Origin of the sequence: Chryseobacterium glaciei (assembly GCF_001648155.1) — a bacterium.
Lineage (GTDB): Bacteria > Bacteroidota > Bacteroidia > Flavobacteriales > Weeksellaceae > Chryseobacterium > Chryseobacterium glaciei.
Map to the genome: position 1 here is coordinate 1,141,302 of NZ_CP015199.1, position 13,699 is coordinate 1,155,000.

Sequence of the window (13,699 nt, forward strand, 5' to 3'; positions counted from 1 at the left end):
CGGTAAAAAATAATCAACTTTAAAGTTTAAAATCATGAATTTCATAAATAATAAAATAAAAGCATACGCAGTCGCAATTTTAGGTTCAGGAATGTTCCTTGCATGCGCTCAAACTAAATCTGTAGCATCAAGACCTGCAACAGAAAATTCAAAATCAGGAAAAATAGTTCCAACCAATTTGAAATGGTCTGAAAGAATGCTACTTTCCGAAATGAACCGTTTCCCGGAATCGTGGATGCTTGATTTCAGTAAAAGTCCAAAATGGACCTATCCATCAGCAATTGTTTTAGATGGAGCTGAACAGGTTTATGCAAAAACAGGCAAAAAAGAATATTACAATTATATCAGTGACTTTGGAGAAAAACTGGTCAAAGAAGATGGTAGCATCCTTACCTACGAGTTAGATAAATATAACATCGACCTTCTAAACAGCGGAAATGTACTTCTTTATCTTTACGAAAAAGAGAAAAAAGAAAAGTATCTAAAAGCGTTGAAAATGCTTCGTTCTCAGATTGATGGACAGCCAAGAACATCGGAAGGCGGTTTCTGGCACAAAAAGATCTATCCAAGTCAAATGTGGCTGGATGGTTTATACATGGGACAACCATTTTACGCTCATTACACCAAAGATTTTGCAAAAGGTGCAGAAGCAACAAAAGCTTATGATGATGTTGTTTTGCAGTTTGATTTAATTCAAAAACATTTGGTAGACAAAAAAACAGGATTGCTGTATCACGCTTGGGACGAAAGCAAAGAGCAGGCTTGGGCAAACAAAGAAACCGGAGTTTCTCCAAATTTTTGGGGAAGAGCAATGGGTTGGTACGGAATGGCAATGGTAGACGTCTTAGATTATTTACCGAAAGACCATCCTGGAAGAGCAAAATTAATTTCTTACTTAAAATCTTACACAGACGCCATAATAAAAGTTCAGGATAAAGAAAACGGACTTTGGTATCAGGTTTTGGATAAAGCAGGAGAAAAAGGAAATTACACGGAAGCTACCGCATCATCAATGTTTGTCTACACGATCATTAAATCTGTCAACAACGGTTATCTTCCAAAATCTTATAAAACTGCTGCCAAAAAAGGCTATGACGGAATCATCAAAAATCTTATTTCTGTAGACGAAAATGGTGTAGTTAATTTAAATAAATGCTGTGCAGTCGCAGGATTAGGAGGAAAACCTTACAGAGATGGTTCTTACGAATATTATGTAAATGAAGAAATCCGTTCCAACGATGCAAAAGGAACAGGACCATTTATCTTGGCGAGTATAGAATTTGAAAAATAATACTTTAAACCATTAAGGAAAATTAAGAAGTTAAGATTCATTAAGGTTAAAATCTAAGATCTTATTAAGTTAATTACTTAAAGCGAAGCTCAACTTAACTATACTAAACTTCCTTAATAAAACCTTAATGGTGAAAAATTTTAAACAATTAGCCTTTGCTGAGTGAAACGCCTTTGCTAACTTAAAAATATACATCAAGTTTAAAAAGAAAATCTTTGCGCTCTTTGCGTTAAAATTAAAACAGATCTAAAATCTGATTTATGAAGACAAAAAACATTTTAAATATACTTTCAATCACAGTTTTTTCTATTGCATCAAATTATTTGAACGCACAGGAAAAGAATTACGTATCCGAAGTTTGGACTTCAGATCAGGGAAAAAATTTCAGAAATCCTGTTTTGTATGCAGACTATTCCGATCCAGACGCAATTCGTGTCGGTGACGATTATTATATGACGGCTTCGAGTTTCAATGAAGCGCCGGGATTGCCCATTCTTCATTCAAAAGATATGGTGAACTGGAAATTAGTGAATTACGCACTTCCGGATGTTCTTCCAAGCGAACATTTTTCTACCCCAAAAAGAGGTGACGGAGTTTGGGCGCCGAGTATTAGATTTCATAAAGGTGAATTCTATATTTATTGGGGCGATCCCGATTTCGGAATTTATATGATTAAAACCAAAGACCCGTTGGGAGTTTGGGAAAAACCTGTTTTGGTGATGGAAGGTAAAGGACTGATTGATTCTTGTCCGTTTTGGGACGAAGATGGACAAGCTTATTTGGTTCATGGTTGGGCGGGAAGCCGTGCTGGAGTGAAAAGTATTTTAAGTCTTAATAAAATGAATCCTGAAGGAACAAAAGTCTTGGATAAAGGTATTCATGTTTTCGACGGTCACGATGCACATCCAACCGTTGAAGGTCCTAAAATGTATAAAAGAAACGGCTATTACTACATTTTTGCTCCCGCCGGCGGCGTTGCTACAGGTTGGCAATTGGTGTTAAGATCAAAAAATATTTACGGTCCTTATGAAGAGAAAGTTGTGCTGGAACAAGGTTCAACAAAAATCAACGGACCTCATCAGGGAGCTTGGGTAGATACGCCTTCGGGAGAAGATTGGTTTTACCATTTTCAGGATGTAGATGCAGGTGGAAGAATCGTTCACTTACAGCCGATGAAGTGGGAAAAAGACTGGCCTGTCATCGGAATCGATAATAATAAAAATGGAATCGGCGAACCGGTTTTAACCTATAAAAAACCAAACGTCGGGCAATCCTACCCTATCGTTACTCCGCCAGAAACAGATGAATTTGATGGTGAGAAATTAGGAATTCAATGGCAATGGAGCGCGAACGAAAATATCGTTTGGTCATCCAAACTTCCTGGACAAAAATTTTTAAGATTATTCTCAATGAAAGTTCCTGAAGGCGAAAAAAACCTTTGGAATGTCCCGAATTTATTAACCCAAAAATTCCCAGCTCCAAACTTTGCAGCTTCCACAAAGGTTAAATTAACTCCAGAAGATGCCAAAGAAGGAAAAACCGCAGGACTTTTAGTGATGGGATTAGATCATGAATCAATTGTAATTACCAATAAACCCGACGGATCTTATTTACAATTAAAAAGAGCCGAAAAAGCTGACAAAGGCGGTGAAGAAAAGGTTTTATTTGAAACCAAATTAAAAGGAAACGAAGCTTATTTAAAAGTAAACGTGAACGAGCCAAAAGGTTTGTGCCAATTCAGCTACAGCGAAAACGGGAAAAATTTCACAAAAGTAGGTGACGTTTTCCAAGCAAAACCAGGAAAATGGATTGGAGCTAAAGTTGGTTTATACAGCGTAAGCACAACCAAAGCACCTCGCGGAGGATATGCGGATTTTGATTGGTTTAGAATTACTAAAAATTAATTGTTTCCCGCAGATTACACAGATTTTCACAGGTGATTGCGCATAGCTTTTAAAACTTATAAATAAAAAATATTACATAAACATCTGTGAAAATCTGTATAATCTGTGGGAGAAAAATTTTGAAATAAATCAATGACAAAAAAAATATACAAGATCGTTTCATTTTTATTCGTTGTTTTGCTTTTATCAGCATGCCAAGCACAAACTCATAGTCAAAAGTCAACGGTAAAACACAATAAAAAAGTTACGCACATCTACCTCATCGGAGACTCCACAATGGCAGACTATACGGGAAATTACGAGCCCGGAAAAGACTATATGAAAGTCCGTTATCCAATTACAGGTTGGGGACAGGTTTTTCAGCCGTTTTTTGTGAAAGACAGTTTAGTTTCTCTAAAACCAGCCATTACAACAGATTCTGTCGAAGTGATCGACAGAGCTCACGGCGGAAGAAGTACAAGAACATTTTTTCAGGAAGGAAGATGGAGATATGTGTATGAAAATTTGCAGCCAAACGATTATGTCATCATGCAATTTGGTCATAATGACGGCTCAGAAAAACATACAGAACGTTATGTAAATATTGAAGGTTATAAAGAATTTTTAAGGCTATTTGTAACTCAAGCAAGACAAAAAGGTGGAAACCCTATCATATTAACTCCAGTTGCAAGAAATTATCCTTGGAAAGACGGAAAATTAGAAAATGTACACGGAGAATACGCCCAGGCTCCAATTGATATCGCCAAAGAAATGAATGTTCCCTACATTGATTTAAACAAATTATCAATGGAATATTTTACAAAAAAAGGACAGGATTTTACTACAAATCATTATTTCATGAATCTTCCGGAGAATGTTTATGAAGCCTATCCGAAAGGGCAAAAAGATAACACTCATTTTCAGCCTGAAGGTGCAAAAGCAGTGGCGTCAATTGTTTATCAAGAATTTAAAAAAGTAATTAAAACTCAAAAAAAATAAAATGAAGAAGTCTCTCAAAGTTATCGGTTTAGTAGCAGCAATGATGTTTTCAGGGCAAATCTATGCTCAGAATTTAGATATTTATAAAAATATTGAGTTTAAAATGCCTCAGGTTACAGAAACTTCTTTTGCAGCCAATACAGTTTCCATCACTCAATACGGTGGTGTTGCAGGCGGAAATGTGAAAAATACAGAAGCTTTCAAAAAAGCAATCGAGGATTTAAGTAAAAAAGGAGGCGGAAAATTAGTCGTTCCCCGCGGAATGTGGCTAACAGGGCCAATCGAGCTAAAAAGCAACATTAATCTTCATGTAGAAGAAGGCGCTTTCATTGTTTTCAGTAAAGATAAAGCAGATTATCCTTTGGTTGATGTAAGTTTTGAAGGGTTAAATACCATTCGCTGCCAATCACCAATTTCAGCAAGAAATGCGACCAATATTGCGATTACAGGAAAAGGGGTTATCGACGGAAGCGGTGACGCATGGAGAGCCATCAAAAAAAGCAAAGTCGCAGAATCTGAATGGAAAGAAATCGTAAAATCAGGCGGAATTTTATCTGCTGACGGTAAAAATTGGTATCCTTCAGAAAGCTATAAAAAAGGATTTGAAAGCAGTTCGAGCTTCAATGTTCCTGATAAAATTTCTAAAGAAGAATTAACAACGGTTAAAGATTTTCTTCGTCCCGTGATGGTAAGTTTGGTTGGTTGTGACAAAGTTTTATTAGACGGCCCAACTTTCCAAAATTCTCCAGCCTGGAACCTTCACCCATTGATGTGTACGAACGTTATTTTAAGAAATCTTACGGTTAGAAATCCTTGGTTTTCTCAAAATGGTGACGGTGTAGATTTGGAATCATGTAAAAATGTTTTGATCTACGATAATACTTTCGATGTTGGTGACGATGCAATTTGTATTAAATCAGGGAAAAATGAAGACGGAAGAAAAAGAAATATGCCCACTGAAAATGTGATCATTAAAAACAATGTCGTGTACCACGGTCACGGAGGTTTTGTGGTAGGAAGCGAAATGTCTGGTGGCGCAAGAAACATCCATGTTTCCGACTGTACTTTCATCGGAACCGATATTGGCCTTCGTTTCAAAACAACCCGTGGAAGAGGTGGAATCGTTGAAAATATTTACATTAAAAATATTGATATGATTAATATTCCTACACAGACAATTGGTTTCAATATGTTCTATGAAGGCGCTTCTCCAGTTTTGGAAGACGGACAAAAACAAGAAGGGAACAAAGCACCGGAAAAAGTGTATCCAGTAACAGAAGAAACTCCGATTTTCAGAAATATTTTCTTTAAAAATATCAATGCAGTTAATTCTTATGAAGCGATTACTTTGTTTGGTTTAGCTGAAATGAATCTTAAAAATATCGTTATCGAAGATTCTCAATTTGACACAAAAAAAGCTTTAACTATCGTAGACGCAGACGGAATTCAACTGAAAAATGTTAAACTGAAATATTCTGAAGGAACGGGAGCAACAATTTACAACAGTAAAAACATCAACCTTTCAACGGTGAAATTTGAATCTACAAATAAGCCCGTGGTTAAGGTTTTAGGAAATAAAACAGGAGCAGTCCTGTTACCAAAAGAAGTCACGTCTGATAAAAATTCACTTTCTATCGGAACTGATGTAGCTAAAAATGTAGTTAAATAAAATGTATCAATAGTATTTAAACCATTAAGTCCAATAATTCTTAATGGTTCAAAATTTTAAAATTTGACAACATGAATTTTAGCAAAAAACTTACTTATATTTCTATTTTTTGGTTAGGAGGCACATTAGCATTCGGTCAAGTTCCACGACCGAATGCTACTCCTTACACCAATGAAGCGACGTATGAAAAATTTAAGAAAAAATATTCTTTCATCACGCCTATCGACCGACCTGTTCCACAAAACATTGGAGTTGACAAAGATGTAGAATACACCAACATTAACGGACTTTCGTTAAAAGCTGATGTGTATTACCCTCTTGATAAATCAAAAAAATATCCGGGAATCGCAATGGTTCACGGTGGTGGCTGGGTTTCTGGAAGTAAAGAAAACGAGAAATTTATGGCTATGGAATTAGCTTCAAAAGGATATGTGGTCATCGCAATCGGATATCGATTGGCTGATGTTGCAAAATATCCTGCCGGAGTTGAAGATATTGAAACGGGCATTCAGTGGTTGAAGAAAAATCACTCCACCTATTCTTTAAACAAAAAGAAAATGGTGGTTTTGGGTGAATCTGCAGGTGCTCAGATTGCCACTTTAGTCGGAGTTAAGAAAAAGAATAAATTGCAGGCTATCGTCAATATAGATGGCGTTGTTTCATTTGTTCATGAAGAATCCGGAAAAGAAGGAACTTACGACGCCTATTGGCTGGGCTATCCACAAAAGGACAATCCGAAAATCTGGAAAGAAGCTTCACCTTTGGAATATGTGGATAAAAATACACCTCCTACCCTTTTCATCAATAGTTCTCAACCTCGTTTTCATGCGGGAAGAGACGATATGATGAAAAAATTGAAGAGCTATAATATTCAGACTGAGTTTCATGAAATTAAAGATTCTCCACATTCTTTTTGGTCTGCAGAACCTTGGTTTACAGAAACGTTGAATTTAACGGTTGACTTTTTAGATAAGGTTTTGAAATAATATTAATTATGATTTTAAACGCAAAGATTTATAAATAAGAATGCAAACTTTAAGGAGCAAAGAATACGACAAGTCACTGATGAAGCTTTATGGCTAAAACGATCGCTTAATCAAAATCAATTCATTGATTTCATCTTAGCTCACTAAAAATAAACATAAAGAAAAACAAACTTTGCGTCAAAAATAATATCGCTTATGAAAAAAATATTTTTAATTTTCTTCATTTCAATAACTCAATTTCTCTTTGCAGAAAATGAATCGTACATCAAAATTACCGTTGCAAAAGACGGAAGCGGAGATTTTACATCCATTCAAAAAGCGATAAATTCAATTCGAGATTTAGGTCCGGCAGAGGCATTGATTTTTATTAAATCCGGAACTTATAATGAAAAAATCGTCATCCCATCTTCAAAACATAAAATCACGTTAGAAGGTGAAAATAAAGATAATACCATCATTACTAATAATGATTTTTCAGGAAAACTGGATTCATTTAATGAAAAAATGACAACGTTCAATTCCTACACTTTGTTGGTGATGGGTGATGATATTAAAATCAGTAATCTTACCATTCAAAACAGTTCTTGTAACGAAGGACAGGCAGTTTCACTTCATGTGGAAGGAGATCGTTTTATCATTAAAAATTCAAAAATTCTGGGTTGTCAGGACACTATTTATTCAGCAACTAATCACAGCAGACAATATTTTGAAAACTGTTATATTGAAGGAACAACTGATTTTATTTTCGGACAGGCAACGGTTGTTTTTAAAAATTGTACTATTAAAAGTTTAGCCGATTCTTACATCACCGCAGCCGCAACGGAATCTGACAGACAATATGGTTTTGTCTTTTTTAACTGTCAATTAACAGCAAAAGAAGGCATCACAAAAGTCTACTTGGGAAGACCTTGGCGACCTTATGCCAAAACGGTTTTCATCAATACAGAAATGGGAAAACACATCCTTCCCGAAGGCTGGAATCCTTGGAAAGGTGATAAAATGTTTCCTGATAAAGAAAAGACCGCTTATTATGCAGAGTTCGGAAGTAAAAGCGATGGCGGAAATACTACAAACCGAGTAAATTGGTCGCATCAATTGACAAAAAAAGACTTGAAAAATTATACATTAGAAAAAATTTTTAATGATTGGAAACCTGAACATAATTAATAAGCAATTGGTAATGAGTAATGATAACCACAGCTAAATCGACATAGGAAAATGGAGCGTTAAGAAAATTAGTTCTGTGAACGTTAAGAAAATTCTACTGTTTGAGTGCGACATAAATATTGAGTCGAAGGACAAATTTAAAATTCGCGCGAGTTTTAGAATTTTTAGAGAACAGAAGTAATTTTTAGCGGAATTTTCCAAGTCTTGAACTTTTGATTCTTTTGTTTCATGACAAAAGAATATTAATTTAAAATTAATTTAAAATGAAAAAGCTTACTGTACTATTTTTATTTCTATCAGTACTGACATTCGCACAAAAACCCACCCTATTCCTCATTGGCGATTCAACCATGGCAAATAAGGAAAATCCAGACAAAAATCCAGAACATGGATGGGGACAGGTTTTACCACAGTTCTTCACAGCAGGAATTGAAATCCAGAATCATGCGATGAATGGAAGGAGTTCAAAAAGTTTCAGAACGGAGGGACGATGGGATAAAGTTGACAAACAACTTAAAAAAGGAGATTTCGTGATTATCCAGTTTGGGCATAATGATCAGAAATTGAAAGATTCTACAAAATTTACCAATCCCTATACTCAATACAGAGCCAATTTGGAAAGATATGTGAATGAAACCAGAGCAAAAGGAGCAACACCAATTCTGATGACTTCTATTGTAAGAAGAAATTTCAATGAAAATGGAGTTCTAATTGATACTCATAAAGAATACCCTTTGGTCGTAAGAATGGTTGCGAATGATCTGAAAGTTCCTTTTGTAGATTTGCAATTGCTGACAGAGCAACTTGAAGTTTCTTACGGTCCGGAAAATTCAAAAAAATTACACCTGCATTACAAAGAAGGCGAAGATCCATACTATCCAAAAGGAAAAGATGACGACACACATTTATCAACACTTGGAGCAGAATCTGTTGCAAAATTGGCAGTGAAAAATTTGAAGAGCTTGAAAATTGGATTGGAGAAATATATTAAATAGTTTTTTATCTCAATAATTAAACAGTCAGTTTGTCATTCAGAGCGGAACGTAGTGGAGCGTGGAATCTCAACATTAAAAATTATAGTTTAGATTCCTACGGAATGGCAAATTGGGCGTAAAATTTTAATTAAATAATAATTCAAAAACATACAAAATGAAGTTCAAAAAAGAACCCTTCTTTGACGGTAATTCCGAATGGGAAGATTTAGGAGGTGGAGTATCAAGACAATTCGTTGGATACAATTCACAGGTAATGATGGTAATTGTAAAATTTGAAAAAGATGCGATTGGTACTTTGCATCAGCATTTTCATTCGCAGATCACCTACGTTGCTTCAGGGAAGTTTGAAGTGACAGTTAATGACGAAATAAAAGTTCTACAAAAAGGTGACGGATTTTTCGCGCAACCTAATATTTTTCATAGTGTAAAATGTTTGGAAGAAGGTCAGTTGATTGATGCTTTTACACCATTTAGAGAAGATTTTCTTAAAGGTTAATATCTAAAAAATTCAAACCTAACGGGTTTTTGAAACCCGTTAGGTTTTAGCAAAATATAATTTACAATAATCACAAATTAATTGGTTATGAAAAAAATTACTTTTCTACTATTAATTTCCTTTTTCATTCAATTATCTGCACAGGAAAAAATCATGGTTTGGCCAAAAGGTCAGATGCCTAATTCCAAAGGACTACCATTAAAAACCGAAGAAAAAGACGGAAGAATTATACAGATAAAAGAAACTGAAATGTTTGCTTTCCTACCTCCAAAAGAAGAAAGAAAACAGATGGCCGTCATCGTCATTCCCGGTGGTGGATATTATAAACTGACTTACGATTTGGGTGGCTATCAAATTGCAAAATGGTTTAACACGCTAGGAATTTCTGCTTTTGTTTTGAATTACAGATTACCGACTTCTCCAGATTTGAAGCAAAAAGAGGTCGCCCCATTACAGGATGTTCAGGCTGCTATAAAGTATCTCAGAAAAAATGCTGCTCAATATGGCATTTCACCAGATCAAATTGGAGTTATTGGCACTTCAGCTGGCGGACATCTGGCTGCAACGGTGAGTAATATTCCTACAGATTATACAGAATTAAAAGGTGATTGGGAAAGTTTTTCAACCATTCCAAATTTTGCGATTCTTGTCTCTCCAGTCATCGATTTGGGAGAATTTGCCCATATTGGAAGCCGTAACAGTTTGCTCGGCGAAAATGCCTCTTCGGAAAAAATCAAAGAATATTCAATGCAAAATAGAGTGACGGAAAAAACTCCACCAACCATATTATTTCATGCTCAAAATGATAAAACCGTTCCCGTTATGAACAGCATTCTCTATTATCAGGAAATGACAAAAAATAAAGTAAAAGGTGCAATGTTTATTTTCCCCGAAGGCGAACATAAAATAGGCATTACCAACAAATCTGAACTGACCGACAACTGGAAAAAATTGTGCACAGACTGGCTTAAAACCATTGGTAATAAGTAATGAGTAATTAAATATTGTTGGATAATCAAAAAGGTTAATAAAATCCTATTTTTTTAAAAATATTTAGTGTAAAATTTTATCGTAGATAAAATCCTTGCGCCTTCAAGCATTATTATAATTAAAAACTTTTGCGCCTTTGCGTTTTTCCAACAAAAAATAAAATCATTTTAACAAAATATAAAAATGCTCAAAATCATTCAACATAAAATCTTTTTACTGGCTTTTGGAGCGATGATTTCTATTTCTGTTCAAGCACAACAAAATTTAAAGCTGACTTACAATAAGCCCGCAGAAAACTGGAACGAAGCTCTACCCATCGGGAATGGAAGGTTAGGAGCAATAGTTTTTGGTGGAGCTTCACAGGAACATCTTCAACTTAACGAAGAAACAATCTGGGCTGGAGAACCGGGAAATAATGTCCCGAAAAACACATTCGACAGTATTCAAAAAATAAGAAAATTATTGAGCGAAAGTAAATTTGAACAAGCTCAAAAACTTTCCAATACAACTTATCCCCGCGCAGCTCCAAAAGATTTGAATTATGGAATGCCTTATCAGACGATGGGCGACTTGTTTCTGGATTTTAAAGGTCATGAAAATTTTAAAAATTATACCCGAACTTTAGATATTGAAAAAGCTTTAAGCACAGTTTCTTACGAAGTAAATGGAATCATTTTTAAACGTGAAATTTTCTCTTCATTCGTGGATAATGTAATTGTAATCAAATTATCATCAAGCAAAAAAGGAAGTTTAAACTTTTCCATCAACGCTTCTACTCCACATTTGAAAAAATCAATTTTTACGGAGAAAAATCAATTAATGATCACTGGAACGAGCGGATCAGTTGACAATAAAATTGGAAAAGTCAATTTCAAAACGGTTGCTGTTCCTGTTTTAAAAGGCGGAAAATTAACCTCAACTCAAGATCAACTCAATATTTCGGGAGCGGATGAAGTGGTTATTTATCTTTCGATTGCGACGAATTTTAAAAAGTATAATGATATTTCAGGAAATCCAGATGTGAGAGTTTCGGAATATTTACAATCAGCTTTAAACAAAAAATATGAAGCTGAATTAAAAGCTCACATTCAAAAATATCAGAAATATTTCAAGCGTGTAAGTCTTGATTTAGGAACAACCGAACAGGCAAAAAAAACAACCGACGTCAGAATAAAAGAATTTGCGACTTCAAAAGATCCTGATCTGATTGCTTTGTATTTCCAGTTTGGTCGTTATCTTCTCATTTCTTCCTCACAACAAGGAACTCAGCCTGCAAATCTGCAGGGAATTTGGAACCATCAGTTAAATCCGGCTTGGGATAGCAAATACACGGTCAATATCAATACAGAAATGAATTACTGGCCGGCAGAAAACACCAATTTGAGCGAAATGCATGAACCTTTGTTTGATATGATTCAGGATCTGTCAGTAACGGGACAGGAATCTGCCAAAGAAATGTATCACGCAAGAGGCTGGAATATGCACCACAACACAGATTTGTGGAGAATCACGGGCATTGTGGATGGTGGTTTCTACGGAATGTGGCCAATGGGCGGAGCGTGGCTCACACAGCATCTTTGGAATCATTATTTATACACCGGTGACAAAGAATTTTTGAAAAAATATTATCCTGTTTTAAAAGGTTCGGCTTTATTTTATTTAGACGTTCTTCAACAAGATCCTTCGAAAAAATATCTGGTTGTTTCGCCTTCCATGTCGCCGGAAAATACGTACATGAAAAGTGTCGGAATTACCGCGGGAACAACGATGGATAATCAATTGGTTTTTGATGTTTTTAATAATTTCATTAATGCTTCGAAAGTCCTTAATGAAGATAAAAACCTTTCGGACGAAGTGAAAACTGCCTTAAATAAACTTCCGCCCATGCAAATCGGGCAACATGCTCAATTACAGGAATGGCTGAAGGATATGGACAGAACCGATGATAAACACAGGCATATCTCGCATTTGTACGGACTTTTTCCTTCGGGGCAAATTTCGCCTTTCAGAAATCCTGATTTGACGGAAGCTGCAAAAAATTCCATGACGTATCGAGGTGATAAATCTACGGGCTGGTCGATGGGCTGGAAAGTCAATTGGTGGGCAAGATTATTAGATGGAAACCGGGCTTTTAAATTAATTTCAGACCAATTAACACCCGCTCCGATGGAAGCAAAAGGACAATCGGGAGGAACTTATCCTAATCTTCTGGATGCACATCCGCCTTTTCAGATTGATGGAAATTTTGGCTGTACATCGGGAATTGCGGAGATGCTGCTTCAAAGTTATGACGGTTATCTTTATATTTTACCTGCACTTCCCAACGCTTTACCAAATGGCTCTGTAAAAGGTTTAAAAGCCAGAGGTGGTTTTGAAATCGATATTGAATGGAAAAATTCTAAGTTGACAAAATTGATCATTAAATCTACTTTAGAAGGAAATTGCAGAATTAGAATTGCGAAAAATATCAATTTAAAATCTAAGACTCTATTAAAAAATTCAACAGGAGAAAATCCCAATGAATATTATCAGGTAAATTCAATTAAAACACCTTTAGTTTCAGAAAAAGCAGAATTAAAAGGTTTCCCTATTCCTGAAACTCAGGTTTTTGATTTTGATACTGAGAAAGGTACAACTTATACTTTTGAAGTTAAGTAACTATCAGTAAATAATAAAATGAATCTCCTGCAGATTTCACGGATTACGCAGATCTTTTTCTGTAAAATCTTTGAAATCTGCGGGAATTTTATTTATAATTAGACATATTTCAATAAAAATATATATACATCAAAGCGCAACCGATTGAATTAATTAAATAAACAACATTATAATTATATAAATATTAATACATTAAAATATAAAAGAATTAATTAAATATTTAATAATTTTGAAATTCACCAAATCACAAAAATTATTAAACTATGAAAACAAAAATCAAAGTTGCCTTATTTACGGCAGCTCTAAGCTCAGCTTTTGCATTAACAGGCTGCGGACAAGAGGATGTCAAAAGTGAATTAAAAGAAAATCCAAACACTATTAATTTAGGTTCATTGGAGACCAATGCGGTTGTCCCTCTCGCTAGTTGTGCAGCTCCGGGGTGGGCTTCTCAAAACGGTGGAACTACAGGCGGCGGAACTGCAGCTGAAACTACTGTTACTACTTATGCCGAATTAAAAGCTGCCATTGAAAATACAGCCGTAAAAGTTGTTAAAATAACTGGAAC

At 35.3% G+C, this 13,699-nt stretch carries 11 protein-coding genes (1 of these 11 running past the window's edge); all 11 read left to right on the forward strand.

Annotated elements, in window-relative coordinates; genetic code table 11:
* The first annotated feature begins 34 nt into the window (after positions 1-34).
* On the forward strand, positions 35-1,291 hold the full coding sequence (locus A0O34_RS05035) for a glycoside hydrolase family 88/105 protein (protein WP_066752032.1): 1,257 nt from the start codon (positions 35-37) through the stop codon (positions 1,289-1,291).
* 260 nt (positions 1,292-1,551) lie between these two features.
* Positions 1,552-3,195 (forward strand): glycoside hydrolase family 43 protein, encoded by a 1,644-nt coding sequence (locus A0O34_RS05040; protein WP_066752035.1) that lies wholly within the window; start codon positions 1,552-1,554, stop codon positions 3,193-3,195.
* A gap of 132 nt (positions 3,196-3,327) precedes the next feature.
* A complete protein-coding gene (locus A0O34_RS05045) occupies positions 3,328-4,173 on the forward strand; it encodes a rhamnogalacturonan acetylesterase (protein WP_066752038.1) in 846 nt (281 codons plus the stop codon).
* Position 4,174: 1 nt separating this feature from the next.
* The gene (locus A0O34_RS05050; protein ID WP_066752041.1) at positions 4,175-5,842 is read left to right on the forward strand and encodes a glycoside hydrolase family 28 protein; all 1,668 of its coding nucleotides are present in this window, start codon (positions 4,175-4,177) and stop codon (positions 5,840-5,842) included.
* Between the two features lie 71 nt (positions 5,843-5,913).
* Entirely contained in the window at positions 5,914-6,828 is a 915-nt protein-coding gene (locus A0O34_RS05055) for an alpha/beta hydrolase (RefSeq protein WP_066752043.1), read from the forward strand.
* 195 nt (positions 6,829-7,023) lie between these two features.
* Positions 7,024-7,995, forward strand: coding sequence for a pectinesterase family protein (locus tag A0O34_RS05060; RefSeq protein ID WP_066752045.1), 972 nt, complete (start codon positions 7,024-7,026; stop codon positions 7,993-7,995).
* A 263-nt stretch (positions 7,996-8,258) separates the two neighbouring features.
* Positions 8,259-8,990 (forward strand): rhamnogalacturonan acetylesterase, encoded by a 732-nt coding sequence (locus A0O34_RS05065; RefSeq protein ID WP_066752053.1) that lies wholly within the window; start codon positions 8,259-8,261, stop codon positions 8,988-8,990.
* A gap of 154 nt (positions 8,991-9,144) precedes the next feature.
* The gene (locus A0O34_RS05070) at positions 9,145-9,486 is read left to right on the forward strand and encodes a cupin domain-containing protein (protein ID WP_066752057.1); all 342 of its coding nucleotides are present in this window, start codon (positions 9,145-9,147) and stop codon (positions 9,484-9,486) included.
* Positions 9,487-9,573: 87 nt separating this feature from the next.
* Complete coding sequence (locus A0O34_RS05075) at positions 9,574-10,476, forward strand: alpha/beta hydrolase (RefSeq protein WP_066752060.1); 903 nt, start codon at positions 9,574-9,576, stop codon at positions 10,474-10,476.
* A gap of 183 nt (positions 10,477-10,659) precedes the next feature.
* Positions 10,660-13,134 (forward strand): glycoside hydrolase family 95 protein, encoded by a 2,475-nt coding sequence (locus A0O34_RS05080; RefSeq protein WP_066752062.1) that lies wholly within the window; start codon positions 10,660-10,662, stop codon positions 13,132-13,134.
* A gap of 263 nt (positions 13,135-13,397) precedes the next feature.
* On the forward strand, positions 13,398-13,699 hold the beginning of the coding sequence (locus A0O34_RS05085; RefSeq protein WP_066752064.1) for a pectate lyase family protein. Its footprint extends 814 nt past the window's final position; only the first 302 of its 1,116 coding nucleotides appear in the window; the start codon lies at positions 13,398-13,400; the stop codon falls past the right edge of the window.

What these genes read in the sequence shown, in the direction of transcription:
- A0O34_RS05035 (WP_066752032.1), top strand. Translation starts at nt 35, where the DNA reads ATGAATTTCATAAATAATAAAATAAAAGCATACGCAGTCGCAATTTTA.
- A0O34_RS05040 (WP_066752035.1), top strand. Translation starts at nt 1,552, where the DNA reads ATGAAGACAAAAAACATTTTAAATATACTTTCAATCACAGTTTTTTCT.
- A0O34_RS05045 (WP_066752038.1), top strand. Translation starts at nt 3,328, where the DNA reads ATGACAAAAAAAATATACAAGATCGTTTCATTTTTATTCGTTGTTTTG.
- A0O34_RS05050 (WP_066752041.1), top strand. Translation starts at nt 4,175, where the DNA reads ATGAAGAAGTCTCTCAAAGTTATCGGTTTAGTAGCAGCAATGATGTTT.
- A0O34_RS05055 (WP_066752043.1), top strand. Translation starts at nt 5,914, where the DNA reads ATGAATTTTAGCAAAAAACTTACTTATATTTCTATTTTTTGGTTAGGA.
- A0O34_RS05060 (WP_066752045.1), top strand. Translation starts at nt 7,024, where the DNA reads ATGAAAAAAATATTTTTAATTTTCTTCATTTCAATAACTCAATTTCTC.
- A0O34_RS05065 (WP_066752053.1), top strand. Translation starts at nt 8,259, where the DNA reads ATGAAAAAGCTTACTGTACTATTTTTATTTCTATCAGTACTGACATTC.
- A0O34_RS05070 (WP_066752057.1), top strand. Translation starts at nt 9,145, where the DNA reads ATGAAGTTCAAAAAAGAACCCTTCTTTGACGGTAATTCCGAATGGGAA.
- A0O34_RS05075 (WP_066752060.1), top strand. Translation starts at nt 9,574, where the DNA reads ATGAAAAAAATTACTTTTCTACTATTAATTTCCTTTTTCATTCAATTA.
- A0O34_RS05080 (WP_066752062.1), top strand. Translation starts at nt 10,660, where the DNA reads ATGCTCAAAATCATTCAACATAAAATCTTTTTACTGGCTTTTGGAGCG.